Origin of the sequence: Nocardiopsis metallicus (genome assembly GCF_014201115.1) — a bacterium.
GTDB classification, from domain to species: domain Bacteria; phylum Actinomycetota; class Actinomycetes; order Streptosporangiales; family Streptosporangiaceae; genus Nocardiopsis; species Nocardiopsis metallicus.
In genome coordinates, this window is the sequence record NZ_JACHDO010000001.1 from 5,709,002 (window position 1) to 5,734,198 (window position 25,197).

The following is a 25,197-nucleotide window of genomic DNA, read 5'->3' on the forward strand; positions in this document are numbered from 1 at the left end:
ACCTAGATGTCCAGGAAACGGACGTCCTTGGCGTTGCGCTGGATGAAGGCGCGCCGCGACTCGACGTCCTCACCCATGAGCACGCTGAACATCTCGTCGGCCTGGGCCGCGTCCTCCAGGCTGACCTGGAGCAGGACACGGCGGTCCGGGTCCATCGTGGTGTCCCACAGCTCGTTGGCGTTCATCTCGCCCAGACCCTTGAAGCGCTGCACCATGTCGCGCGGGCGGGGGTCCCTCTTGCCCTGGGCGACCCCGGCCTCGATGAGCCGGTCCCGCTCGGCGTCGGAGAAGGCGTAGTCGGCGTCGCTGCCCTTCTGGTCCCACTTGATCTTGTAGAGCGGAGGGGCGGCCAGATAGACGTTCCCGGCCTCGACCAGCGGCTTCATGAAGCGGAACAGCAGCGTGAGCAGCAGCGTGCGGATGTGCTGACCGTCGACGTCGGCGTCGGCCATCAGGATGACCTTGTGGTACCGCAGCTTCTCGGCGTCGAACTCCTCATGGATACCGGTGCCCAGGGCGGTGATGATCGCCTGGACCTCGTTGTTCTTGAGGATGCGGTCGATGCGCGACTTCTCGACGTTCAGGATCTTGCCGCGGATGGGCAGGATGGCCTGGTTGTGCGGGTTGCGACCGCCCTTGGCGGAGCCACCGGCCGAGTCGCCCTCGACGATGTAGACCTCGCACTCCTCCGGGTTGGTGGACTGGCAGTCCGACAGCTTGCCCGGGAGGGAGGTGGTCTCGAGGAGTGTCTTGCGGCGGGTCAGGTCGCGGGCCTGGCGGGCGGCGACGCGGGCACGGGCGGCCTGGCTGGCCTTGGACACGATGTCCTTGCCCTCACCCGGGTTGCGCTCGAACCAGTCGCGCAGGTGCTCGTTGGTGACCTTCTGGACGAAGGACTTGGCCTCGGTGTTGCCGAGCTTCGTCTTGGTCTGGCCCTCGAACTGCGGGTCGGCGAGCTTGACCGAGATGATCGCGGTCAGACCCTCGCGGATGTCGTCGCCGGTGAGGTTGTCCTCCTTGTCGCGCAGCAGCTTCTGGTCCCGGGCGTACCGGTTGACCAGAGTCGTGAGCGCGGAGCGGAAACCCTCTTCGTGCGTACCGCCCTCCGCCGTGTTGATGGTGTTGGCGAAGGTGTGCACCGACGAGGTGTAGGACTGGTTCCACTGCATGGCGACCTCGACCGCGATGCCTTCGCCGTCCTCCTCGAAGGAGATGATCGACGCGTGCGCCGGCTCCTTCTTGGCGTTGATGTGCCGGACGTAGTCCGACAGCCCCTCCTCGTAGTGGAAGGTGTTCACCACCGGGGCGTCGTCGATGTGGTCGGGGCGCTCGTCGCGGATGGTGATGGACAGTCCCTTGTTGAGGAAGGCCATCTCCTGCATCCGGCGGGCCAGCGTCTCGAACGAGAACGTGGTGGTCTCGAAGATGCTGCCGTCGGCCCAGAAGGTGATCTGGGTACCGGTCTCGTCGGTCTCCTCACCCTTGATGAGCTCGCCGGTGGGGGCGGTCATCTCGTAGTGTTGGCGCCAGACGTGCCCCTGCTGGCGAATCTCCACGTCCAGAGCCGTGGACAGCGCGTTGACGACGGAGATGCCGACACCGTGCAGACCGCCGGAGACGGCGTAGGACTTGCCGTCGAACTTGCCGCCCGCGTGCAGCGTGGTGAGGACGACCTCCACGGCCGGACGCTTCTCCACGGGGTGGATGCCGACCGGGATGCCTCGACCGTTGTCGGCCACCCTGATGCCGCCGTCAGCGAGCAGGGTCACCTCGATGGCGTCGGCGTGACCCGCCAACGCCTCGTCGACCGAGTTGTCGACCACCTCGTAGACCAGGTGGTGTAGACCCCGCTCCCCGGTGGAGCCGATGTACATGCCTGGGCGCTTGCGTACTGCCTCAAGCCCCTCGAGAACCGTGATTGATCCTGCGTCGTAGGCCAAGTGGGAACACCCTCCTGCTGGGGACGCCTGTCGGCCGCGGCCGAGCGGACACGGGCAACCCACGGCAGGGTGATCGAAGGGTCGACGTGCCGCGACACCTGGGGGATCACCGTTCACCGCACGGGCCGTCCGCCCACCCTCTACATGGGGGCGTGGTACCGGCTACAGGCGTCTGAAGAACCGTCCCCATGATACCCCGGACGGTGCGACAAAGTGGCATTGGCGGCGCTGTGCCGCCCGAGAACGAACGTTCGGGGCGGGAGTCGAGTCCCTACACGCGGGGGGACCCTCGCGCAAGTCCCGGCGCGGTTGAGTGGCCTTGGAAGGCCGATCACCCTCGCTCCCCGATGCCGTGGCCCGAGTGCGGGAGGTTCGCTCCCGAGACCCGAACCGCCCCGAAGGCCCCACGGGACCACCCTGAACACCCAGCTCACAAGGGCTTTCGGCACTTCGGAGGCCATCCCCCAAAAGGGTCATCTACGGCGGAAACCGGGCCCCTTGACCTTGATGGCGATAACGGTGCCGTCACCCAGCTCCTCGTTCAGACGGCGCATCAGATCCCGCACCATCGCTCGCGCGTGGGCCGCCATCGTGGGCGAATCAGCCACCACGACGAGTTCGCCTTCCGAATAACTCTCCGGGCGCAGGTGCTCGGCGTTGAAGTCGCCCACGATGTCCGCCCACCGGCCGAACACCCCGCCGATAGCCACCTGCTCCTGCCAACCGTGCTCGATCAGCCAGGTGCGCACGGCGTCACCGAACAGTTGGGGCTCGTTCCGTGACCGCAATCGGCCACGCTTTCGGTTCCGGTTCATCCCCCGGGGCACCGCTCCGCGGTCGCGTGCCTGCGCCTTGGCCCGTGCCAGCGCCTGGCGGGCCAGATCGGCACCGGAGACAGGGGAGGGATCCGGAGCTGGGGAAGTGGCGGAATCGGGAGCGGCCGGGGACCCCGAAGGGTTCTTGTCCACAGGCTGTGGACGGGCGGCGTCGGGCGGGAGCCCGGGAGCGTCATGGCCCGACCTCGGATCCACAGGCTGTGGATAACCCTCACTCACTCTCGACCACCCCCCGGCGCACTCCGAACCTGGCGCCGTCCAGCTCCTTCGGGATGTCCTCACCCACCGCCGCGGTCACCAGCACCTGCTCCGCGTCGCGCACCCGCTCGGCCAGCCTGCGGCGGCGCTCGGCGTCCAGCTCGGCGAAGACGTCGTCCAGGATCAGGACCGGGTCGTCACCCTCGGCCCGCAGCAGCTCGAACGCGGCCAGTTTGAAGGACAGCGCGTACGACCAGGACTCCCCCTGACTGGCGTACCCCTTGGCGGGGAGTTCACCGAGCTGGAGGTGGAGTTCGTCGCGGTGCGGGCCGACCAGACTGATACCCCGCTGGAGCTCGCGGTCGCGCGCCTCGGCCATGGCCGCGCGCAGGATGCCCACAAGCTGTGGACGGTCGTGCGCGAGCTCCCGTCCCTCCGGGACGGCCGAACTGCGGTAGGTGGGCACCGCCGGACCGCCGGAGTCGGTCAGCCCCGCGTAGGAGTGCGCGATCAGCGGCCGCAGCTCCTCCACCAGCCCCAGCCGGGCGGCCAGGAGCTCGGCCCCGGTCTCGGCCAAGTGGGAGTCCCAGACCTCCAGCGTGCTCAGGTCCGGGGTGCCGCGCTGGCGCAACCGGGCCGAGGCCGACTTCAGCAAGGCGTTGCGCTGCTTGAGCACCCGCTCGTAGTCCGATCGCACCCCCGCCATCCGCGGGGCCCGCGCCACCAGCAGGTCGTCGAGGAAGCGGCGCCGCTCACCCGGGTCACCCTTGACCAGAGCCAGGTCCTCGGGGGCGAAGAGCACAGTACGCAGGATGCCCAGCACGTCGCGGGGGCGCCCGGCCGCACCGCGGTTCACCCGGGCCCGGTTGGCCCTGCCCGGGTTGATCTCCAGATCGACCATCATGTCCCGGCCGTCCCGGACGACCTTGGCGCTGACGATCGCGCGGGGCGCGCCCTGACGGACCAGCGGGGTGTCCGAGGAGACCCGGTGGCTGCCGAGGGTGGCGACGTAACCGATCGCCTCGACCAGATTGGTCTTGCCCTGGCCGTTGGAGCCGACGAACACGCTCACGCCGGGGTCGAGTCGCAGCAGGGCCGACTCATAGGAGCGGAAGTCGGCCAGTTGCAGGTGGGAGACGTACATCCGGCCTTCCTCCTGAAGCGGGGGAGCGGAAAAGACGGGGAGACGGTGCGAAGCGGTGGAACACGCTGGGAAAACGGTGCCGGGGGCGGTCCGGTGAACCCCGGACCGCCCCCGGAGAGAGAACAGGGTGCGACTAGCCCTCGTCGACAGCCTGTGCCTCGGCCTCGGTGACGGTCTTCGCCTCGGTCTTGGTGACGGTCTTCGCCTCGGTCTTGGTGACGGCGTGCCCGCCGAACTGGTTGCGCAGGGCGGCGACGACCTTCATGGCCTGGCTGTCGTCCTGGCGGGAGGCGAACCGGGCGAAGAGCGAGGCGGTGATCGCCGGGGCGGGGACCGCGAGGTCCACGGCGGCCTGGACGGTCCAGCGGCCCTCACCGGAGTCCTGCACGTATCCGCGCAGCTCCGACAGGTCCGGGTCCTCCTCCAGGGCGCGGCCGAGAAGGTCCAGCAGCCAGGAGCGGACCACCGTGCCCTCGCGCCAGCTCTCCAGGGTGCCGGGGACGTCCTTGACGATGCCGGAGGCGACCATGAGCTCGTAGCCCTCGGCGAAGGACTGCATCATGCCGTACTCGATGCCGTTGTGGACCATCTTCACGAAGTGTCCGGCACCGACCGCGCCGGCGTGCACGAAGCCGCCGCCGTCGTCGGGGGTGAGGGAGTCGAAGACGGGGCGCAGGCGCTCCACGTCCTCGTCCCGGCCGCCGACCATGATGCCGTAGCCGTTCTGGCGTCCCCACACACCGCCGCTGACCCCGGCGTCGACGTAGCCGATGCCCTTGGCGGCCAGTTCCTCCGCGCGCGGGGCGTCGTCGACGTAGTGGGTGTTGCCGCCCTCGACGATGATGTCGCCCTCGGAGAGCAGCTCGCCGAGCTCGGCGATGATCGTCGCGGTCGGGTCACCGGCCGGGACCATCACCCACACGGCGCGCGGCGCCTGGAGGCGGTCGACCAGCTCGGGCAGCGTCTCTACGTCCCGCTCACCGGGGGAGACGTCGTAGCCGACGACATCGTGGCCCTTCTCGCGCAGGCGGGCGGCCATGTTGCCGCCCATCTTGCCGAGACCGATCATTCCGAGTTGCATCTGTGGACTCCCCCTTGGGCACCTGTGGACATGTGGAAGCCGCACGCCCGTGGCGCTGTGCACGGGCGGCGGCCCCCGAACGACCGAATGGCCGGATGGTCGAACGGGTGTTCCGGTCAGCCGGAGAGGCGGACCGGCATGATCAGGTAGCGGTACTCGGGGGACGAGCCCTCCTCGGCCGGCTTGCCGGTGAGGATCGCGGGCTTGGTCGAGGTGGTGAAGTGCAGGCGGGCCACGTCGGTGCCGATGGCGCCGAGCCCGTCCAGCAGGAACCCGGAGTTGAAGGCGATCTGGATGTCTTCGCCGTCCAGTTCCGCCTCGAGGGTCTCCACAGCCTGTGCGTCCTCGCCGGTGCCCGCCTCGAGCACCAGGGCACCCTGGGAGAAGGCCAGCCGCAGCGGGGTGTTGCGCTCGGCGACCAGCGAGACGCGCTTCACGGCCTCGATGAACTCGGAGCGGCTGACCTCGGCCACCGTGTTGAAGGTGTCCGGCAGCAGGGCGCGGTACTTGGGGAACTCGCCGTCCAGCAGACGCGTGGTGGTCCGGCGGCCGCCGCCCTCGAAGCCGAGCATGCCCTCTCCGGAGTCGCTGCCCGACAGGGCGATGGAGACCTCGGCGCCCGAGGTGAGGGTCTTGGCGGTGTCGTGCAGCGTCTTGGCCGGAACCAGCGCGATGGCGGACAGCTCGGGGTTCTCCGGCTTCCAGCTCAGCTCGCGGACGGCCAGGCGGTAGCGGTCGGTGGAGGCGAGCGTGATGGTCTCGCCCTCGATCTCGACCCGGACGCCGGTGAGCATCGGGAGCGTGTCGTCACGCCCCGCGGCCACGGCGACCTGGCTGACCGCGGCGGCGAAGACGTCGCTGCCGATGGTCCCGCTGACACCGGGCATCTCCGGCAGGGACGGGTAGTCCTCGACCGGCATGGTGTTCAGGGTGAACTTGGCGCTGCCACAGCTGACGACGACCTTGGGGCCGTCCGTGGAGATCTCCACAGTCTGCGGAGGAAGGTTGCGGGTGATCTCGGCGAGGAGACGACCGGAAACCAGGGTCTGCCCGGCCTCCTCGGTCTCGATGTCCACCGCGACCTGAGCCGAGACCTCGTAGTCGAAGCCGGACAGGCGCAGCCGCTGGCGGCCGTCGGCCTCGCCGGCGTCCAGCAGGATCCCGGCCAGGACCGGAACAGAGGGGCGCGTCGGCAGTGTTCGCGCTGTCCAGGCGACAGCGTCGGCCAGTACGTCGCGTTCGACCCGGAACTTCACTTTCCGACTCACTTTCCGCAGGACCGGGGGACCGGTCGCAGCCTCAACGTTGCAGCTCGTGGGTGTCTCGTGGATCGGCCGGAGGGCTCCGTCCCAAGGGTGTGGACGGTGTCCGCGCCGGAGGCGGACCGAGCCACGGAAGCGGCCTCGGATCCCGTAGGGGCCACCGCTCAGATCCGGAGCGGCGGAGGACAGGGGCGAGACCACACGTTACCCGGATTCACCCGCTGCCGCTGCCAGCTCAGGACAGGAGCGCCGTCACCTCGATCTCGGGGCTTTGTCCACAGATTTTCCGCGAAGCTGTTTTGACGCCACATCTTGGTTAATGAAGGTGCGTCGTAGTAGTAGGGCCTGTGGATAATGTGGATAACCCTTGTTCTCGCAGGTCAGACCGCGAATTTTTGTCCACAGGCCCTGTGGATGACCCTGTGCGTAACTCGGCCCGCCTGTGGACGGAAACAGGGGCCCACAGCTTGTCCACAGATCGTCCACAGGTTCGTCCACAGGTTTTCCCCAAGTTGTCCACAGCAGGCGGTGGTGCGGTGATCCGATGACGGGTGGCCGTGTCCACAGGGCGACGGTGAGTTACCCACAGGGTTCGGGGGGTTGTCCACAGGTTATCCACAGCGTTGTCCACAGATTTGGCGCCCTTCCTGTGGATAACTTCGCCGAGAAACCTCAAAACTTTTTTTCGGAGCACCGCACAGAGCTCGCGAAGCTGGACAAAGAGTCTGTGCACAGGGTTTTCCACAGGCTCTTCTCAAACTACGAACCCTGATCGTTGTCACGGTCCCTCATCTTGGCCTCGTTCCGCCGGTGTGGGCAGGGCAACAGGCTCCGGAGGTCCTGGAAACCAGGGGAAACAGTGTGTGTCCGGCACGGATGGTACGCCTCGGCCATGACACGGGCTTACCCCTCCCCAGGGCGGAAACCCTCACACAAGCCTGTGGATAACTCTGTGCGGGCGGTTCCGGGGGAGCCCTGGAGACTGTGGACAGAGCGGAAGGGCGGGAGACGGTGCTCAGGCTGTGGACAGGGCCCGGGGCCCAGGGGAGGCGGTCGGGGCCGGGGGAGGGTGCTTTCGGGAGAAGGCGCCGGCGCGTGGACACGGCGCCCCGGAGACAGTGGCACGCGGGCGCGTCGAGGGGCGGTCGAGGGCGGGTGCCGGGGGAGCGGTGGCTCTGGAGAGAAGTCGACAGGGCGACAGGGGGGGACTTGTGGCCGGAAGGGAGGGGGAGGCCCCGCCTGGTGCGGCGGGGCCTCCCCCTCTGTGTCCCTGTGCCGCCTCGCCCCTTGCCCGGCTGAGCGGGGACAGGGCAAGGCGGTCAGGTCAGCGAGGGCTGGTCCTTGATCCGGCTGGTGAGCTCGTGCACCTGGTTGTAGATGGAGCGGCGCTCGGCCATCAGCGCGCGGACCTTGCGGTCGGCGTGCATGACGGTGGTGTGGTCGCGGCCGAACTGCTGCCCGATCTTGGGCAGGGACAGGTCGGTCAGCTCACGGCACAGGTACATGGCGATCTGCCGCGCCGTCACCAGGACCCGGGAGCGGGAGGTTCCGCACAGGTCCTCCAGGCTGAGCCCGAAGTAGGCCGCCGTCTGCGACATGATCGCGCTGGCCGTGACCTCGGGCACCTCGGCGTTGGGGACCAGGTCCCGCAGCACCTGGCCGGTCAGGTCCAGGTCCACCGACTGCCGGTTGAGGCTGGCGAAGGCCGTCACCCGGATGAGCGCGCCCTCCAGCTCCCGGATGTTGGTGGAGATCTTGCTGGCGATGAACTCCAGCACCTCGGGCGGGGCGGCCAGACCCTCCTGTGCCGCCTTCTTGCGGAGGATGGCGATCCGGGTCTCCAGCTCGGGCGGCTGGACGTCCGTCAGCAGGCCCCACTCGAACCGGCTGCGCATCCGGTCCTCCAGCGTGGTCAGCTGCTTGGGCGGCCGGTCGCTGGAGATGACGATCTGCTTGTCGGAGTTGTGGAGCGTGTTGAAGGTGTGGAAGAACTCCTCCTGCGTCTGCTCCTTGTTCTCCAGGAACTGGATGTCGTCCACCAGCAGTACGTCGATGTCCCGGTAGCGGCGGCGGAACCCGTCCGCCTTGCCGTCCCGGATCGAGTTGATGAACTCGTTGGTGAACTCCTCCGAGCTCACGTACCGCACCCTCGAACCCTCGTAGAGCCGGTGCGTGTAGTGGCCGATGGCGTGCAGCAGGTGGGTCTTGCCCAGCCCGGAGCCCCCGTGGATGAACAGCGGGTTGTACGCCTTGGCCGGGGCCTCGGCGGCCGCGACCGAGGCCGCGTGCGCGAACCGGTTGCTGGAGCCGATGACGAAGGTGTCGAAGGTGTACTTCGGGTTCAGCCGCGCGTGCTCGCCCGGCGGGATCTCCGGAGAGCGCCCGGGGGGAGAGGAAGGTGAGGGGGAGGCCGGAGCGCTGCTCCGCGCGCCCTCCTCCTCGACGGGAGAGGGGGGTGGTGCGTCCTCGGCCGACTCGGCGGCGGCCTGCGGTTCCTCTGGCCCGCCCGGCGCGGCGGCTTCGGCCGGAGCGGGCTCCGGGGCGGGGGCCTGCGCGGCCGGGGTCTCCCAGCGGTTGGGCTGGTCCCAGGACGGGTCCCCCCAGCTCTGCTGCTGCCACAGCTGTTCCTGGGTGGACTGTTCCCAACCCGGAGAGGTCGGCCAGGAGGTCTGTGCCTCCGGCCCGCCCTGCGGCCGGGCCGAAGACGCGGGCGCGGCGGTGTGCTGCGTGACCGGTGCCTGGGGCGCCGGGTCCGGCGGTGCGGGGGAGTGGCTCTGGGGGAGTTGCTCCTGAGAGGCGGGGGCCCAGCCGCCGGGCTCCGCGTACCGCGGCTCCTGGTGTTGCCGGGGCGCGGCCTGCTGGGGTGCGGGCTGCTGTACTTCCTGCGGTGCCGGCGCCGAAGACCGTTCCGCCCCCGACCGCGGTTCCGCCTGTTGCGGCGCGTTGCCGAGCAGGTCGGCCTGTGCCTCCTGCGCCCGCGCGTGCCCGGGGTGGGCGCCGAGCGCCTCGGAGGGGTGCGGGGCCTGCGCGGGGTACGGGGTCTCGGTGTGGGGGGCACCGGCCGGGCGCGCGTGCTGGCCGCGCGGCTCGTGCGCCGGGGCCTCCCGGGGCGCGGGCTCGTGGCCGGCGGGCTGCTCGGGGCGCGCGGCACCGGGGGTCGAGAGAGGGGTGTGCGCGCCCGTGTCTCGGCTCACGCCGTACGGCGCGGGGGTCGGCGGCGGGGTGGGCACGGCGGTGGGGTCCACGGTCACCGCGACCCGGATCTCCCGTCCCAGGTGCGCGGAGAGGGCCTTGCTGATCGCCGGGTAGAGGCGTGTCTCCAGGACCTTCTTGGTGAACTCGTTGGGCGCTGCGATCAGCGCCGTGTCCTCGATCAGACCCAGTGGCCGGGTCTGCGGCAGCCATGCGCGCTGGTGCGCGGGCAGGGAGTCGTTGTCGATCCCGTCCAACACGCTTGACCAGACCATTGCGAGGTTGACCTGTGCGTCAGCCAAGGTGACCTGCCATGGTTGCTGTCCCTTCGGTGCGGATCTGTTCGGAGCGGATTGGAAGCGGTGAGGGGACGGGGGAGGTTGTACGGCGTGTATCGGGCGCGTGGGAACCCGGGGGCCCACCCGTCCCATTGTCCTCCCCTGCGGGGGGTGCCGGGGCAGGGGAGCCGGTACGGGAGCGGTCGGTTCGGTCGTTCGGAGCCTGTGGACAACCGGATCGGTCCGCGGCGGCCAAGGGTTTGACTACCTCTGGGTATCCACAGGTTCGCGGGGTTGTCCACAAGTTGTGCACAGGTTTATCCACAGGATGGCAGCCCCCTGTGTGTTCTGTGAAGTTATCCACAATGCGCAGGTCAAGGCGTGTGTAAGCAAGTTATCCACAGCTTCGGGGCGGCTGCGGGCGGCCTCGGGGGAGAGTTATCCACAGGTTGAGGTTATCCACAGCCTCCGCCCCCTGTGGAAGTCTCACACGCTGTGGACAACCGGTTGTCCACAGGCGGCGGGGTAGACTGTGCGCAGTGGCGTCCGCCACCGGTCACGGCCCACCCGCCAGCAGCCGCGGGCGGGTCCGTCGGCAGGTCTGATTTGACCACGACCCGACCAGGTCGTATGTTCTTTATGCTTATGCCGATGATTCTGCCTGCGCTCGTGTTTTCCCGCGAAGCGCGGCCACGGCACACGCACTGTAAGGCCCCGCATATCCTGGGGGTCTGTCGTAGTACTTTCCTGACACGCCCCTGGAGCCAGTAGTGAGCAAGCGTACGTTTCAGCCGAACAACCGGCGTCGCGCGAAGGTCCACGGCTTCCGGCTGCGCATGCGTACGCGCGCCGGTCGCGCCATCATCGCCTCGCGACGTCGTAAGGGACGCGCCGCGCTGACCGTGAGCCACTAGGCCACGTCTAGCCTCAAGTCTTCACTGGGACCGGTCCGGCCTTCTCGCCGGCCGGTCCCTTTGTCGTGGGGCACGGAACCGGTAGCCGAGGGCCGTGCCGCACCCCTCTCCCGGAGGAACGCCGATGTTGTCGCCGGAGAACCGGATGCGCCGCAGCGCCGAGTTCGGAACGGTCATGCGTTCGGGGCGGCGCGCCTCGCGCGACGCCCTGGGCGTGGTCTACCTCGCCCCCCGGCAACCAGCTGACAGCAGTACCGACACCGACGCCCCGGCACCGCCGCGCGTCGGTTTCGTCGTGAGCAAGGCCGTCGGCGGGGCCGTGGTGCGCAAGCGCGTACAGCGGCGCCTGCGCCACGTGGTACGGGCACGGTTGGCTGATCTGCCAAACGGTAGCCTTCTGGTAGTGCGCGCCAAGCCCTCGGCCGCGTCCCTGCGGCAGGAGGAGCTGGCGGTACAACTCGACAGCGCGATCGCCGCGGCTCAGCGTCCCCGAGGGGCCGCCAAACGCCGACGCGGCCGCGGGGGCCCGCGCCCCGAACCGGTCGAGTCGGCGAAGAGTGAAGCAGACGGCGACCGCCGCCCCCAGGAGGGCGGAGAACGGTGGACGCAGCAATGACCGAGCACAGACCGACGGCTTTCGCACGGTTGTTGATCCTGCCCATCCGCGGTTACCAGCGTTTTATCAGCCCGCTCTTTCCCCCGGTCTGTCGTTTCTACCCTTCGTGCAGCGCGTACGGCGTCGAGGCGCTCCGCGTGCACGGAGGACCCCGCGGGTTGTGGCTGACGGTCAGGCGGATCGCCCGCTGTCACCCCTTCCACCCCGGGGGTCTTGATCCGGTTCCGCCGCCCAAGGGGCGCCGGAACGAGAAGTCCGAGGAGTCTACGGACGGAACCGGGCACACCGGCGCCGCATCCGGGGACCAGTAGCTGAACCGAATCACCGAGGAGTTGGCCGGTGCTGGACTGGCTTTACAACATCATCGGCCACGTATTGGTCTGGATCCACTCGGGTCTGACCTTCGTCGGCCTGAACCCCGACAGCGGCTGGGCCTGGGGCCTGTCCATCGTGCTGCTGACCTGTCTGATGCGACTCCTGATGGTGCCGCTGTTCGTCAAGCAGATGAACACGCAGCGCAAGATGCAGGAAGTGCAGCCGAAGATCATGAAGCTTCGGGAGCGCTACAAGCACGACAAGGAGCGACTCCAGAAGGAGTCGATGAAGCTCTACCAGGAGAGCGGCACCAACCCCATCATGGGCTGCCTCCCGCTGCTGCTCCAGATGCCGGTCTTCTTCGCACTGTTCAGCGTGCTGCGCAGCGTCGCCGAGGGCCACGCCCGTTACGGCTTCACCGAGGAGCTCGCCAACAACGCCCGTGAGGCGATGATCTTCGCGGCCCCGATCGCCGCCCAGTTCAACACCTCGGAAGAGGACCTGCTGGCGCTCGGCGCGACCGACCCCATCATGGCGAAGATCGTCATCGCGATCGCCTGTGTGGTCATGGGTGCCACGACGTTCCTGACCATGCGTCAGAGCATCAAGCGCAGCATCGCGCAGCAGCCCGACAACCCGATGATGCAGACCCAGAAGATCATGATGTACATGGCGCCCGCGTTCGGGCTCTTCGGTCTCATGATGCCGATCGGTGTGCTCGTCTACTGGGTCACGTCCAACGTCTGGACGATGGTGCAGCAGCACTTCCTCTACCGGAACCAGCCGCTTCCCGGTGAGGCCGCCGACTCCGACAAGGGCAGCGCCAAGGGTTCCAACAAGGGCATGCTCGGCCGGAAGAAGGCGCCCGAACCCGCGCCGGAACCGAAGGAACGGCCTAAGATCGAACGCAAGCAGCCGAAGAAGCAGACGCGTTCCAAGCGCAGCGGTGGGTCCAAGTAGGGCCTCCCTGTTTCGTGTCGGCCGCGGCGACTTTCGAGTGCGCAGGCGACAATGCCCCTGAGGCGTACGACGGTCAGGGACTGACGGATTGAGGAGACGGGATCGCTGTGGGAAGTAGCGAGGAAGAGAGCGGTGGAGTAGCGGTGGCTGAGGCACCTGAGGCCGGAATCGATGTCGACGCCCTGGAGAACGAGGGTGACATCGCCGCGGACTACATCGAGGGCCTCCTCGACATCGCGGACTTCGACGGCGACATCGACATGGACGTCGAGGGCGACCGCGCGATGGTCTCCGTCGTCGGCGCCACCCTGGACGAGCTGATCGGTGACGACGGTGAGGTACTGGAGGCCCTCCAGGAGCTGACCCGTCTGGCCGTGCACCGGGTCACCGGTGAGCGCAGCCGCCTGATGCTGGACATCGGCGGCTACCGCGAGGGGCGCCGCAAGGTGCTCTTCCAGATCGGCGCCGAGGCCGCGAACAAGGTCAAGGAGACCGGCGACATTCACCCGCTGGAGCCGATGACCCCGTTCGAGCGCAAGGTCGTGCACGACGCCGTGGCCGCGGCCGGTCTGCGCAGCGAGTCTGAGGGCGAGGAGCCCAACCGCTACGTGGTGGTCCACCCCGCCGACTAGCGGAACAAGGTCAGACCCAAGGGGCGGTGTTTCACGTGAAACACCGCCCCTTCGTCGTGGTGTGCCCAGCATGGGCAGTTGCTTGGAGGTGGAAGTCCTCTAGAGGAAGCGGCAGTGCTAACTCTGAGCCGGAGGCAACGGCGTCACCGCGAGGTGGGGTCGGGAGGAAGCCCGAGGCGAAACCCTGCACTGAGGAACACGAACCGCATACAAGGCAGTCCGGTCGGGGTGAGCCAGCCATGGATGGCGAAGCCCGTCACTGCCAAGACGGCCGGGGTGTAGATGCGGCAGGCGTAGGGGGAAAGTAGCTGTTCTTACCTGGGGAGGTCTGTCCGGGTGTCGGTTGTGCTGAGTATGTCGCCGCGCCGACGGCCGCGACCGCAAGGGAGCGGCTGACCGGGCAGAAGTCAGCAGAGGTCGTAGTACCAGCCGGGATCGCTCGTGGGCTGGGAAGGGCCGAACGTCAAATGGGACAGAGGAACCGGTGCCGCTCGTGCTGGTCACACAGATCGCAGCCACCCCGCCGAAGGCGGGCCTGCGGTGGGAGGGGACGGTGCATTTCCGTTGAGTACCGCCGTAGAGCGTAGTGACCTGTCGGCGCGGCCTGGAGACGATGTCCACCACGGCCAGGGGGATCTGTGGCAGCGAATGCTGTCCAGCGCGAACCTGGCCGCGGCGCTCGAACGGGTCGAGACCAACCGGGGTGCCCCGGGTGTGGATGGAGTCACTACCGCTGATCTGCGGGGATGGCTGCGCGAGCACTGGGAGGGCGTTCGGGAAGAACTCGACGCGGGGAGATACCGGCCCTCGCCGGTCCGCCGGGTGATGATCCCCAAGCCCGGGGGCGGCGAGCGGATGCTGGGTGTTCCCACGGTGCTGGACCGTTTGATCCAGCAGGCCATCGCGCAGGTCCTCACCCCGATCTTCGACCCGGAGTTCTCCGGGTCTTCGTTCGGGTTCCGTCCCGGCCGGTCCGCCCATCAGGCGGTGCGGGTCGCGCGGCGGGCTATTGAGGACGGCCACCGATGGGTCGTGGACATCGACCTGGACCGGTTCTTCGACCGGGTCCAGCACGATGTGTTGATGGCCCGGGTGGCGCGCAGGGTTGACGACCGCAGGGTGCTGCGACTGATCCGGTCCTTTCTGGAAGCCGGGATCATGGCGGACGGGGTCAAGATGCCGAGCGCGCAGGGGACCCCGCAGGGGTCTCCGCTTTCGCCGGTCCTGTCCAACATCATGCTCGACGACCTGGATCGGGAGCTGTGGCGTCGCGGTCACCGGTTCGTGCGCTACGCCGATGACATCCGTGTCTTCACGCGTAGCAGGCGGGCCGCTCACAGGGTGCTCGACTCGATCACGGTCGTGGTCGAGCAGCGGTTGAAGCTGAAGGTGAACCGGGAGAAGTCGAAGGTGGTTCCGGCATCCGTCGCGACGTTGCTGGGGTTCGGTTTCTACTTCACCCGGGCCGGGGTGCGTATCCGGGTCGATCCCAAGGCGCTCAGGCGCTGGAAGGTGCGGATCCGGGAGCTGACCTCGCGCCGGTGGTCGGTTGCGATGGAGTATCGCATCGGCCGGTTGAACCGGTTCATCGTCGGGTGGATGGGTTACTTCCGGCTCGCGGACACCCCCAGGGTGTTCCAGGGGTTGGATGAATGGCTCCGCCGCAGGATGCGGCAGGTCCGTTGGAAGGAATGGAAGCGGGCCAGGACCCGCCGCCGGATGTTGCGCTCGCTCGGTATCTCGGATCGTGTGGCCCGGGACTGGGTGATCAGCAGCAAGGGGTACTGGCGGATCGGTGGCTCGGTCGTCCTTCAGCAGGCGCTGCCCAACTCCTACTGGGAGGGCTTTGGTCTGCGGATGCTCAAGCCGACCTGGCAGCGGTTGAGATCAGTTTGACGAACCGCCGGATGCGGGCCCGCATGTCCGGTGGTGTGGGGGGAGGGCCGGGCGACCCGGCCCTCCTACCCGATCCCGGAGACGAACAGGCCCGCTGTGCCAAGGGCGATCCGAGGGGGACGGAGCCAGGCCGCCGTCCTCGGGGCGCTGCCTGAGGGGAAGCCTGCTGATGCCGACATCGCTCGGAGGAGCGAGGCGTACCACGGGCGCGGGAGGTGTTTCACGTGAAACCCGGGTGCGGCCCCCGCGTAGGATCATCTCCGGGGGCCTTCCCGACACGAGTCGTGCCGCCCTCGGGACTCCCGGGGTGACGCCGCGAGTGGAGCCGCGCGCCATGCGATCCGTGCGGGGAAGGAAGCAAACCCCATGCGCGCGACGACCGCGATCCGCCGCGCGCTTCCCGTGTCGGTCGGCCGATGTCCCCTTGTGGACAGGTCGACATGGCGACCCAACGGTTCATGGAAGTGACGATGGACGAGTTCCGACAGGTGGTGACCGATGACCTCGGGCACTGAGGAGCCCGGCGCTACGCTCCCCGCGCCGCCCCCGCAGGCGGTGGCGGTCTTCGGAGACACCCTGCCCGTGGCGACGCGCTATGCCGAACTCCTCGCTGACGACGGGGTGCGTCGCGGGCTGATCGGCCCGCGCGAGGTGCCCCGCCTCTGGGAGCGACACCTCATCAACTGCGCTGTCGTCGAGGAGCTGATCCCCGAGGGCGCGGAGGTGGTGGACGTCGGATCGGGTGCGGGACTGCCCGGTCTGGTGCTCGGTCTGCTGCGTCCGGATATCAAGATGACTCTCCTGGAGCCCCTGCTGCGGCGGACGGTCTTCCTCGACGAGGCGGTCGAGGCCCTTGGCCTGACCAACGTGGAGGTTCGGCGGGGCCGCGCGGAGGAAGCGCACGGAGAGCTGTACACCGACTTCGTCACAGCCCGGGCGGTCGCACCGCTCTCCCGGCTGGCGGGGTGGTCGCTGCCTCTACTGCGCAAGGGCGGCAGCCTGTTGGCCCTCAAGGGGGAGCAGGCGGAGGCCGAACTGGCCGAGGCGGAGAAAGACGTTTCGAAACTGCGCCCTGGCGTCTGCGATGTGATCAGGGTTGGGCGGGGTAAAGTCGATCCCGCTACCACGGTCGTTCGCGTCACGGTGACATCCGACGGTGGTCCGTCCGCGTCGGGAGGTTCCCAGAAGAAGGCGCGGAACGGCAAGAAGAAGCGCGGACGGAAGAGGTGAACTCATTCGTGCCCCAGAACCCAGCCGACAACGCTGGTGTTTCACGTGAAACACCAGCGGGCGCCTATGGAGATCTGCTCGATGTCTCACGTGAGACATCAGCGGACCCCGCGGTGAGCCAGCCCCCTGTTTCACGTGAAACATGGCATGGCGACACGGCCCGCGAAGGCGTCCCCGACACCCCCATTGCCCGCGCGGCGCATGCCGCGATGGAGGTTCGTGGGCACGAGGACCCTTGGCCTCGCCCCAAGTCCTGCCGGGTGATCAGCGTCGCCAACCAGAAGGGCGGGGTGGGCAAGACCACCACGACGGTGAACATCGCCGCCGCCCTGGCCATGCACGGTCAGCGTGTCCTCGTGGTCGATCTCGACCCGCAGGGGAACGCGTCCACCGCTCTTGGCATGGAACGCGACAACCAGACCCGGTCCATCTACCACTGCCTGGTCGAGGACGAGGAGATCCGTAAGCTGGCTCAGCCGGTCCCGGACATCCCCAACCTTTGGTGCGCCCCGGCCACCATCGACCTGGCGGGCGCGGAGATCGAACTGGTCTCCCTGGTCGCCCGTGAGGCCCGGCTCAAGCGGGCCTTCGCGGCCTACGACACGTCGGACCTCGACTACATCCTCATCGACTGCCCGCCCTCGCTCGGCCTGTTGACGGTCAACGCGATGGTGGCGTGCGACGAGGTCATGATTCCGATCCAGTGCGAGTACTACGCGCTGGAGGGGCTCGGTCAACTGCTGCGCAACGTGGAGCTGGTCAAGTCGCACCTGAACACGGGGCTGTCGATCACCACGATTCTGCTGACGATGTACGACGGCCGGACCCGGCTCGCCCAGCAGGTGGCCGACGAGGTGCGCTCGCACTTCGGCGAGCTCGTTCTGGACACTTTGGTGCCGCGGAGTGTTCGTGTCTCCGAGGCGCCCAGTTACGCGCAGTCGGTCATGACCTACGACCCCACGTCCACCGGCGCGGTGGCCTACCTGGAGGCGGCTCGCGAGATCGCCTTTCGGGCCGAGGGGCTCAACGTCGGCTGACGGTGGTTGTTTCACGTGAAACACTCCGCTCGACCGGCGCGGCCGGTCGAGCGGAAACACGCAAGGAGTGTGGAGGGAGTTGCCGGTGAGCCAGCAGCGGCGCGGACTGGGCAAGGGACTGGGGGCGCTCATTCCGCAGGGGCCGACCGCCCCCGCGCCGGTGGAGAGCGTTCGCGAGACGACGGTGTCCGCCGTCCCCGAACCCCCCGAGGTTCAGCAGGGCCCGGTGGAGATGCCGGACGGGACCTACCTGGAGGAGCTCGAGCTCGCCTCGATCACCCCCAACCCCCGTCAGCCCAGGACGCACTTCGACGAGGAGGCCCTGGAGGAGCTGAGGGACTCGATCATCGAGGTCGGTCTGCTTCAGCCCGTCGTGGTCCGCAAGCTCGAGGGCGGGGACCATCCCCGCTACGAGCTGATCATGGGGGAGCGCCGGTTCCGGGCGAGCAAGCTCGCGGAGCTCGAGCGGATCCCCGCGATCGTCCGGAAGACGGACGACGACGAGCTGCTCCGGGAGGCGCTCCTGGAGAACCTGCACCGGCAGCAGCTCAACCCGCTGGAGGAGGCGGCCGCGTACCAGCAGATGCTGGACGACTTCGGCACCACCCAGGGGGAGCTGGCCCAGCAGGTCGGTAAGTCGCGTTCACACATCGCCAACACACTGCGTCTGCTCAACCTCCCAGGGAAGGTGCAGACGCGGGTGGCGGCCGGGGTGCTCAGCGCGGGCCACGCGCGTGCGCTGCTGGCGATCGATGACCCCGAGGCCCAGGAGCGTCTTGCCAAGCGGGTCAACGACGAAGGCCTGTCGGTCCGCTCGCTGGAGGAGATCGTCGCGCTCCGGGAGATCCCGGAGGAGGAGAAACCCCGCCGGTCCGCCGCCGGCCGGATCAGTAACCCCCCGCAGATCGAGGAGTGGGCTACACGGCTGGGCGACCGGCTCGACACCACCGTCAAGGTGGACATCGGCCGGAAGAAGGGCAAGATCGTCGTGGAGTTCGCGACGATGGAGGACCTGGAGCGGATCATCGGCCAGATGGACCGGGACAACTGATGGACCGCGAGAACTGACCTTCCACCCTCGCGCGCGATGGCGGTGTTTCACGTGAAACACCGCCATCGTCGTGTCCGGGTCGGGGCGTCCGGGCAGCGTGTCCGGGAACAGCCGCCGGGGCTGATGCGCGGGGCCTGTTTCACGTGAAACAGGCCGCCTCGAAACGCCAGGAGCGACGTGGGGGAGTGCGGGGGCGGCCACCCCCGGGCGAGCTTGCGGGAACGCCGACAGCCCCCGGCCGGTCGGTGGATTCAAGGGGTCATCGCAACACCTCGTTGATCACACGAGTGTATGCAAACGCTCGGCTGGAGTTTTCCAGCCGAGCGTTTTGCGTGGCCGACCGTTCAGCTTCTGAGCCACGTGCTCCAGGTCCAGCGGGCCGTGCACCGACAGATCGGTGCCCTTGGGAAAGTACTGGCGCAACAGCCCGTTGGTGTTCTCGTTCGACCCGCGCTGCCAGGGCGAGGCCGGGTCGCAGAAGAACACCGGCACCCCCGTATCCACCGAGAACCTTCTGTGACCGGCCATCTCGCTGCCCTGGTCCCAGGTCAAGGACCCGCGCAGATGCTCGGGCAGCGTCTGGACCAGAGCGCTCAGAACGCCTCCCACCGCCTCGGCGGTGTGCTCGCCGGGCAGGTGCCCGAGCATCACATACCTGCTCGACCGCTCGACCAAGGTGATGATCGCGGACTTGTTATGCGCCCCCGTGATCAAATCGCCCTCCCAATGCCCTGGAACAGCACGGTCTTCGACCTCGGCGGGGCGCTCGCTGATCATCACCATCGGATCAACGAACCGGCTCTGCCTGTGCTCGGAGGAACGGCGGGGCTTGCGTCGGATGCGTCCGGTGCGCAGCGCGGCGGCGACCTCGCGTTTGAGCCCGCCCCGGGCCTGGACGTAGAGCGCCTGGTAGATCGTTTCGTGGCTCACACGCATGTCCTGGTCATCAGGATGGTCCTCAACGATCCGGTTGCTGATCTGCTCGGGGGACCATTGTTCCTCCAACCCTTGGGCGACGTAGTCGCGCAAGGGGCCGGGGCAGGCGAGCTTGGCGGGTTTGGGACGCGCCCGCTGTGCGATGGCCCGGCGTTGGGCCGTATAGGCGCCGTAGGAGCCGTCCTGGCCACGGTGGTGGTCGAGTTCACGCTTGATCGTCGAGGCGGGTCGCCCCAGGTCGCGGCCGATCGCTCGCAGGCTCCACCCGGCCCGGTGAAGGTCAGCGATCCTCTCCCGCTCGTGCAGGGTCAAAAAGCGTGGATGCACCTGCCGTTCGAGTGCGTCCAACGCTGGTTGGGGGCTGGTCATGGGCTCTATGGTGGTCTGTCCGGTGGAGTAGTTCACCCGGCGGCCATCGGCATAGATCCTTGAGTTGCCGGACTTGCGTACCCCGCGGTCCCAGTCTTTGGCGGTGCGCTCGTTGATCCCGACCCGCCGGGCGGCCTCTCGGCGGGGCACAGCGCTCTGACGCAGGCGGTGGTACTCGTCTCGTGCTGGGTGGCGGCGCTGCTGGCGCCTGGAGCGTAGTCCGGCTTTGCGTGCCCAGGTGAACGCGGTGTTGGGGTTGATACCGAGCTTTCGGGCTACCTCGGTGACGTTCCCGGACTCGGTCATCAGCTCCAGGAACCGCTCCCGCAGCCGGGCCAGTTCTTGCTTGGAAAACGACACGGTGGTCGCAACCTCCCCAAAGTCAGGGTGTTGCGACCACCACTAGAACCCAAGTCGGACCTGGGGGCCTCTCGGCTCGCGTGTGCTCGGTTCCCGGGCCTACAGGAACTCGGCGAGCTCCTGCTCCAGGAGACGCTTCGGCTTGGCGCCGATGATCTGCTTGACGACCTCGCCGTCCTTGTACACGTTCATGGTCGGCAGCGACATGACGTTGTACGCGCGGGGGGTTTCGGGGTTCTGGTCGGTGTTGATCTTGACGACATCGATCTTGTCGCCGTGCTCCTCGGCGAGCTTGTCCAGGACCGGGGCCATCTGCTTGCAGGGGCCGCACCAGTCGGCCCAGAAGTCCACCAGGACCGGCTTGCTGTTGTCGAGGACGTCCGCCTTGAAGGTGGCGTCGGTGGCGTTCTTGACGGTGGGCACTGCTTGGTTCTCCTTGGTTCGACGAAACCGGATGGAAGGTGCGGGGGAGGCTGGTCCGCTGCCCGAGGGGCGTTAGTTGCCCATCTCGGCCAGGAAGCGCTCGGCGTCCAACGCGGCCGAGCACCCGGTGCCCGCGGCGGTGATCGCCTGGCGGTACTGGTGGTCGACCACGTCGCCCGCGGCGAAGACGCCCTCGAGGTTGGTCCGCGTGGACGGGGCGTCCACCTTCACGTAACCCTCCTCGTCGAGCTCGATCTGCTTCTGGAAGAGCTCCACGCGCGGGTCGTGGCCGATCGCGACGAACAGACCGGTCACGTCCAGGGTGCTGGTCTCGTTGGTCTTGTTGTTGATCAGCTTGAGCCCGCTGACGCGGTCCTCTCCGAGGACCTCGGTGATCTCGGTGTCCCAGAGGAAGGTGATCTTGTCGTTGGCGAAGGCGCGCTCGGCCATGATCTTGCTGGCGCGCAGCTCGTCACGGCGGTGGATGACCGTCACCGACTTGGCGAAGCGGGTGAGGAAGAGGGCCTCCTCCATGGCGGTGTCGCCGCCGCCCGCAACCGCGATGTCCTGGTCGCGGAAGAAGAAGCCGTCGCAGGTGGCGCACCAGGAGGTGCCCCGGCCGGACAGTTCCTTCTCGCCGGGGACGCCCAGCTCGCGGTAGCCGGAGCCGGTGGCCAGGATGACGGTGTGCGCGAGGAAGGTCTCACCGCCCGCGGTGACCTCCTTGACCGGCTTGGTCAAGTCCACGTCGGTGACGTCCTCGGGGACCAGCTCGGCGCCGAAGCGCTCCGCCTGCTTGCGCAGGTTGTCCATGAGGTCCGGGCCCATGATCCCGTCCGGGAAGCCGGGGAAGTTCTCGACGTCGGTGGTGTTCATGAGCGCACCACCGGCCGTGATGGACCCCTCGAACACCAGCGGGCGCAGTTCCGCGCGCGCGGCGTACACGGCGGCGGTGTAACCCGCCGGTCCGGAACCGATGATGATGACATTGCGGACGTCACTCACGCTCTAGGCCCTTCACACAGTCGCTGCCCGGCCACGATGGCGTGACAGGGGAAGATGGTTAGCACAACCGATGGTAGGCGCACCCCATTCCCGCCCTGACATCCGCCCAGCGTACGGGGGCGGGGTATAGATCTCAGCCCCGTTTCGGACCTCGGCCCAGGGCCGCTCGGACCGCCAGGGCCAGGCCTCCGGAGACGGCCCCCCAGAGCGCGTTGGTGAGGAGTACCGACACCACCGCGAACGGGTTGGTGATCGGCCCCTGGAGCTCTCCGAGGAGGAACGGGGACAGCGCCGCGCTCACCACGATCGTGAGCACCCCGTAGGCCACCCCGGTGCAGACCAGGGTGAGGAACGGGCGGGGGACCCGGGCCACGACCACGGCCGCGACCCAGGCCGCGGTGATGAGTACGGTCGCCCCCAGCTGAGCCCAGGGCGAGCCGATCGCCTCGGAGACCCCGGTGGCGCTCATCAGGGGCCGCAACAGGGCGAGGGCGCCGAGTGCGAGCACCAGCGACCACGGGATGCCGCTCAGGGTGTTCTGCTGCCGGTCCATGACTGGTCCCCCTCCTGCTTCGCTGCTGTCCCTTCGGACGTTACGGAGGACACCGGCCCCGGGGCGTCCGCCACCGCTCCCTCTCCGGTACGTCCAAACGCGTAGCCGGGCGCGCGCGGGAGAGCGGGTGCCCGCGGGGCGCGCTCCGTAGAATCGCCGCATGCCCGACCACTCAGGCTCCCGCGATCGTTCTGGCCGCCAGGCCGTCATCATCGACGCGCTGCTGGGGTTCGCCGTCTTCGCCGTCGTGGCGATCGCGATCGGCGCGGACATCGGCGGCGGTGCCCCCCACCCCGCGGTGGCGTACGGGTTCGCGGCGGCCCTCGGCCTGCTCATGCTGGTTCGGCGCAGGTGGCCCATGACCGTTCTCCTGGTCACTTCGCTGCTCCTGATCACCTACTACGTCGTGGACCTCCCCGTCATCGGCCTTGCGGTCCCCATGGCGGCAGCCCTGTACTCGGCAGCCTCCTTCGGCCGTACTTCGTGGACGGTGGGAGCGGCGGTGGCACTGGTGCTCGTCTCCACATCGAGCAGGGCGCTGGAGGGCCAGGACCTCGCCTTCCTCCTCGGATACGAACTGGCGTCGACGGCAGCGATCATGGGGGCGGCGATCGCCCTCGGGGACGGGGCGAAGCAGCGCCGGGAGGGCGCCCGCCAACGCGAGCGCATCGCGGAACTGGACCGCCAGGCCCGGGAAGCGGAGTCGGCTGAACGCCTGGCCCGCGAACGCGCCCGGATCGCCCGGGACCTGCATGACGCGGTCGGCCACCACCTGTCGGTCGTGTCCCTGCACACCGCGGTGGCCGGGGAAGCCCTGGAGGAGGGCGCGGTGGACTTGTCCGCGGCCCGCACGGAGCTGGAGCACGTCGCCCAGGCCGCCCGGGAAGGGTTGCGCGATCTGCGCTCGACGGTGCGCGCGCTGCGCGGCTCCGGGAGCGGGGGAGGGGCCGACGGAGGAGTGGAACAGGTCGCAGGCCTGGCCCACCTGGCGGAGCTGGTGGCCTCGGTTCGGGCCGCGGGGCTGGCCGTCGAGGTGAGGGGGAACGCCGCCGGGGAGGGAACCCTGGTGCCGCCGGGGCTGCCAGGGCTGGTCGACGCGACCGCGTACCGCGTGGTCCAGGAGGCCCTCACCAACACCATCCGGCATGCGCGGGCCCGCTGCGCCGCAGTGCTGATCGAACGAACGGAGGACGCGCTCGAGGTGACGGTCACCGATGACGGGACGGCCGCCCCCGCCGATGAACACGGCAAGGGCATGGGACTGGCCGGGATGCGGGAGAGGGTACGGATGGTGGAGGGAACACTGCAGGCGGGAGCCGCCCCCGGCGGCGGGTTCCGCGTGCGCGCCCGGATCCCCCTCGGAGGTGACGCGTGAGGAGGGTCCTGCTCGTGGACGACCAGGAGCTCGTGCGCGCCGGGGTCCGTTCGCTGCTGGAACGGGACGGCGACATCGAGGTGGTGGCCGAGGCCGCCGACGGCCGCCAGGCGTTGGCGCAAATCGACCGCTTCCGACCGGAGGTGGTCCTGCTCGACCTCCAGATGCCCGCGGTGGACGGCCTCGACGTCCTGCAAGAACTGGAACGTCGACGTGTCGACACGTCGGGGCGCCGACATGTCGACACCCGGGTCGTCGTCCTCACCACCTTCGGCGAGGACGACAACGTGTTCGCCGCGCTGCGCCTGGGCGCGGCCGGGTTCCTGCTCAAGGACGCCAAACCCCGCGAGCTCAGGGAGGCGGTCCGCACGGTCGCGGCCGGGGACGCCCTGCTCTCACCCGGGGTGACCCGGAGCGTGATCGAACGCCTGGCCGCCACCGCGCTCCCGCCCGGGGCCGCCGCCCGCCTGGACGTCCTGACCGATCGTGAACGCGAGGTCCTCGCCCTGGTCGGCCGCGGGATGTCCAACCAGGAGATCGGCGGGCACCTTCACCTGAGCCCGGCCACAGCCCGTACCCATGTGGGCCGCCTGCTCGCCAAACTCGACGTCCGTGACCGCGTGGGCCTGGTGGTGCTGGCTTATGAGACAGGGTTGGTCCGCCCGGGAAACGGTTGAGAGCAGACCCGTTACAGCGGTTGCTCGGCGAGGATCCCGGAGTCGAAGCTGCTGCCCCGGGAGCACTGGCCGGGGTCGAGCACGACAGCGGAGGCGCCTTCGGTGTCCCGGGTGAACAGGACCCACGCGCGCTCGGCGCCGTCGCCGGAGTCGAAGTGCGCGTCGTCGACCAGGGTGACCCGGACGCCGTTGGCCTCCTCGAAGCGGGTGACGCACTCCTGTGCGCCGGCAGGCAGGCCCTTCACGGCCTGGGCGCCCATGTCCTCCTCGGCCCCCTCGCTCTCCGTGGGCCCGGCTTCTGCCGCGGCCAGGACGCCGGCTGCCTGGGCGCCGAGCCCCTCCTCGGTGTAGACCGTGCCGCTGGCCACCGACTCGGCGGAGTAGGACTGGGCGGTGTCGGGGGCGACCTCCGGTTCGGCGTCCTCGTCCATCAGCGGTGAGGCGATGCCGCTCTCCTGCTGGCCGCCCATCACCCCGCTGATGATCGCGGCACCGCCGCCGACCACGAACACGGACGCGGCGGCGACCGCCATCAGGTGCGGCAGGCCGAAGCGTCGGCGTCGGGCGGCGAGGGGAACGACCGGGGCGAGCGCGTCGTCCGCGGGTGTTCCGGGTTCGGTGCTCTCCGGACCGTGGGGTCCGGGCACGGGTGTCTCAGGCGCAGGTGCCCCAGCTGAAGAGGCGGCCGCCGAGCGTTCGTCCACGGCTTCGGAGATGCGGCCGTCGAGGAGGTCGGCGACGTCTTGCGGCAGCGCGGGTGCGGGTGCCTCGGCGAGGACACGGGTGACCCCTGAGAGCTCGTCGAGGGTGGTGGCGCAGTTCGCGCAGGTCTCGATGTGGGCGGCCACGGAGCGTTCTTCGTCGGGGGCCAGAAGGTCCTCCGCGAAGAAGGCGAGTGCCTCCACGTCTGGATGGGA

General features: G+C 68.8%; 22 protein-coding genes. 11 read left to right on the forward strand and 11 right to left on the reverse strand.

Annotated features, from left to right (window positions below; translation table 11 throughout):
• Positions 1-2 precede the first annotated feature (2 nt).
• From gyrB to dnaA, 6 genes are all read right to left on the reverse strand, one after another.
• Complete coding sequence (gyrB, locus tag HNR07_RS24995) at positions 3-1,940, reverse strand: DNA topoisomerase (ATP-hydrolyzing) subunit B (protein ID WP_184367049.1); 1,938 nt, start codon at positions 1,938-1,940, stop codon at positions 3-5.
• Between the two features lie 473 nt (positions 1,941-2,413).
• A complete protein-coding gene (locus tag HNR07_RS25000; RefSeq protein WP_376769943.1) occupies positions 2,414-2,908 on the reverse strand; it encodes a DUF721 domain-containing protein in 495 nt (164 codons plus the stop codon).
• Positions 2,909-2,987: 79 nt separating this feature from the next.
• Complete coding sequence (gene recF, locus HNR07_RS25005; protein ID WP_184367050.1) at positions 2,988-4,118, reverse strand: DNA replication/repair protein RecF; 1,131 nt, start codon at positions 4,116-4,118, stop codon at positions 2,988-2,990.
• A gap of 133 nt (positions 4,119-4,251) precedes the next feature.
• The gene (gene gnd / locus HNR07_RS25010) at positions 4,252-5,199 is read right to left on the reverse strand and encodes a phosphogluconate dehydrogenase (NAD(+)-dependent, decarboxylating) (protein WP_184367051.1); all 948 of its coding nucleotides are present in this window, start codon (positions 5,197-5,199) and stop codon (positions 4,252-4,254) included.
• A 116-nt stretch (positions 5,200-5,315) separates the two neighbouring features.
• Positions 5,316-6,455 (reverse strand): DNA polymerase III subunit beta, encoded by a 1,140-nt coding sequence (gene dnaN, locus HNR07_RS25015; protein ID WP_184367052.1) that lies wholly within the window; start codon positions 6,453-6,455, stop codon positions 5,316-5,318.
• A 1,325-nt stretch (positions 6,456-7,780) separates the two neighbouring features.
• Positions 7,781-10,084: a chromosomal replication initiator protein DnaA gene (gene dnaA / locus HNR07_RS25020; protein ID WP_376769944.1), complete on the reverse strand. Its 2,304-nt coding sequence runs from the start codon at positions 10,082-10,084 to the stop codon at positions 7,781-7,783.
• A 617-nt stretch (positions 10,085-10,701) separates the two neighbouring features.
• Between dnaA and rpmH the strand changes: the two genes are divergently transcribed.
• From rpmH to HNR07_RS25065, 9 genes are all read left to right on the forward strand, one after another.
• Positions 10,702-10,845: a 50S ribosomal protein L34 gene (rpmH, locus tag HNR07_RS25025; protein WP_014909187.1), complete on the forward strand. Its 144-nt coding sequence runs from the start codon at positions 10,702-10,704 to the stop codon at positions 10,843-10,845.
• Positions 10,846-10,969: 124 nt separating this feature from the next.
• Positions 10,970-11,461: a ribonuclease P protein component gene (rnpA, locus tag HNR07_RS25030; protein WP_017579455.1), complete on the forward strand. Its 492-nt coding sequence runs from the start codon at positions 10,970-10,972 to the stop codon at positions 11,459-11,461.
• A complete protein-coding gene (gene yidD, locus HNR07_RS25035; protein WP_184367054.1) occupies positions 11,458-11,772 on the forward strand; it encodes a membrane protein insertion efficiency factor YidD in 315 nt (104 codons plus the stop codon). The genes rnpA and yidD overlap by 4 nt, the downstream gene beginning before the upstream one ends.
• 28 nt (positions 11,773-11,800) lie before the next feature.
• Positions 11,801-12,736: a membrane protein insertase YidC gene (gene yidC, locus HNR07_RS25040; RefSeq protein WP_184367055.1), complete on the forward strand. Its 936-nt coding sequence runs from the start codon at positions 11,801-11,803 to the stop codon at positions 12,734-12,736.
• A 143-nt stretch (positions 12,737-12,879) separates the two neighbouring features.
• On the forward strand, positions 12,880-13,368 hold the full coding sequence (locus HNR07_RS25045) for a Jag family protein (protein WP_184367056.1): 489 nt from the start codon (positions 12,880-12,882) through the stop codon (positions 13,366-13,368).
• A gap of 648 nt (positions 13,369-14,016) precedes the next feature.
• The gene (ltrA, locus tag HNR07_RS25050) at positions 14,017-15,264 is read left to right on the forward strand and encodes a group II intron reverse transcriptase/maturase (RefSeq protein WP_184361336.1); all 1,248 of its coding nucleotides are present in this window, start codon (positions 14,017-14,019) and stop codon (positions 15,262-15,264) included.
• 498 nt (positions 15,265-15,762) lie between these two features.
• Positions 15,763-16,494 carry a 16S rRNA (guanine(527)-N(7))-methyltransferase RsmG gene (gene rsmG, locus HNR07_RS25055; protein ID WP_246420494.1) on the forward strand — a complete coding sequence of 244 codons (732 nt, stop codon included), beginning with the start codon at positions 15,763-15,765 and terminating at the stop codon, positions 16,492-16,494.
• Positions 16,495-16,703: 209 nt separating this feature from the next.
• A complete protein-coding gene (locus HNR07_RS25060) occupies positions 16,704-17,531 on the forward strand; it encodes a ParA family protein (RefSeq protein WP_184367057.1) in 828 nt (275 codons plus the stop codon).
• A gap of 85 nt (positions 17,532-17,616) precedes the next feature.
• Entirely contained in the window at positions 17,617-18,582 is a 966-nt protein-coding gene (locus HNR07_RS25065) for a ParB/RepB/Spo0J family partition protein (protein WP_184367058.1), read from the forward strand.
• A gap of 279 nt (positions 18,583-18,861) precedes the next feature.
• On the opposite strand, the gene HNR07_RS25070 is transcribed toward HNR07_RS25065, so the two are convergent.
• The 4 genes from HNR07_RS25070 to HNR07_RS25085 form a co-directional block, all read right to left on the reverse strand.
• On the reverse strand, positions 18,862-20,247 hold the full coding sequence (locus HNR07_RS25070) for an IS30 family transposase (protein ID WP_449406846.1): 1,386 nt from the start codon (positions 20,245-20,247) through the stop codon (positions 18,862-18,864).
• 99 nt (positions 20,248-20,346) lie between these two features.
• Positions 20,347-20,670 (reverse strand): thioredoxin, encoded by a 324-nt coding sequence (gene trxA, locus HNR07_RS25075; protein ID WP_184367059.1) that lies wholly within the window; start codon positions 20,668-20,670, stop codon positions 20,347-20,349.
• 72 nt (positions 20,671-20,742) lie between these two features.
• Entirely contained in the window at positions 20,743-21,675 is a 933-nt protein-coding gene (trxB, locus tag HNR07_RS25080) for a thioredoxin-disulfide reductase (RefSeq protein ID WP_184367060.1), read from the reverse strand.
• A 133-nt stretch (positions 21,676-21,808) separates the two neighbouring features.
• Positions 21,809-22,228 (reverse strand): hypothetical protein, encoded by a 420-nt coding sequence (locus tag HNR07_RS25085; protein ID WP_184367061.1) that lies wholly within the window; start codon positions 22,226-22,228, stop codon positions 21,809-21,811.
• A gap of 160 nt (positions 22,229-22,388) precedes the next feature.
• Here HNR07_RS25085 and HNR07_RS25090 point away from each other — a divergent pair, with 160 nt between their 5' ends.
• Positions 22,389-23,603 (forward strand): sensor histidine kinase, encoded by a 1,215-nt coding sequence (locus HNR07_RS25090; RefSeq protein ID WP_184367062.1) that lies wholly within the window; start codon positions 22,389-22,391, stop codon positions 23,601-23,603.
• Entirely contained in the window at positions 23,600-24,280 is a 681-nt protein-coding gene (locus tag HNR07_RS25095; RefSeq protein ID WP_184367063.1) for a response regulator, read from the forward strand. The genes HNR07_RS25090 and HNR07_RS25095 overlap by 4 nt, the downstream gene beginning before the upstream one ends.
• A gap of 11 nt (positions 24,281-24,291) precedes the next feature.
• Here HNR07_RS25095 and HNR07_RS25100 read toward each other — a convergent pair whose 3' ends face one another.
• Entirely contained in the window at positions 24,292-25,185 is an 894-nt protein-coding gene (locus HNR07_RS25100) for a hypothetical protein (RefSeq protein ID WP_184372640.1), read from the reverse strand.
• Positions 25,186-25,197: the final 12 nt, after the last annotated feature.

Bases quoted from the DNA above. Each gene is read 5' to 3' on its own strand.
- recF (WP_184367050.1), bottom strand. From the start codon at position 4,118: ATGTACGTCTCCCACCTGCAACTGGCCGACTTCCGCTCCTATGAGTCG.
- rsmG (WP_246420494.1), top strand. From the start codon at position 15,763: ATGACCTCGGGCACTGAGGAGCCCGGCGCTACGCTCCCCGCGCCGCCC.
- HNR07_RS25060 (WP_184367057.1), top strand. From the start codon at position 16,704: ATGGAGGTTCGTGGGCACGAGGACCCTTGGCCTCGCCCCAAGTCCTGC.
- gnd (WP_184367051.1), bottom strand. From the start codon at position 5,199: ATGCAACTCGGAATGATCGGTCTCGGCAAGATGGGCGGCAACATGGCC.
- dnaA (WP_376769944.1), bottom strand. From the start codon at position 10,084: ATGGGACGGGTGGGCCCCCGGGTTCCCACGCGCCCGATACACGCCGTA.
- HNR07_RS25090 (WP_184367062.1), top strand. From the start codon at position 22,389: ATGCCCGACCACTCAGGCTCCCGCGATCGTTCTGGCCGCCAGGCCGTC.
- yidD (WP_184367054.1), top strand. From the start codon at position 11,458: ATGACCGAGCACAGACCGACGGCTTTCGCACGGTTGTTGATCCTGCCC.
- rnpA (WP_017579455.1), top strand. From the start codon at position 10,970: ATGTTGTCGCCGGAGAACCGGATGCGCCGCAGCGCCGAGTTCGGAACG.
- ltrA (WP_184361336.1), top strand. From the start codon at position 14,017: ATGCTGTCCAGCGCGAACCTGGCCGCGGCGCTCGAACGGGTCGAGACC.
- HNR07_RS25085 (WP_184367061.1), bottom strand. From the start codon at position 22,228: ATGGACCGGCAGCAGAACACCCTGAGCGGCATCCCGTGGTCGCTGGTG.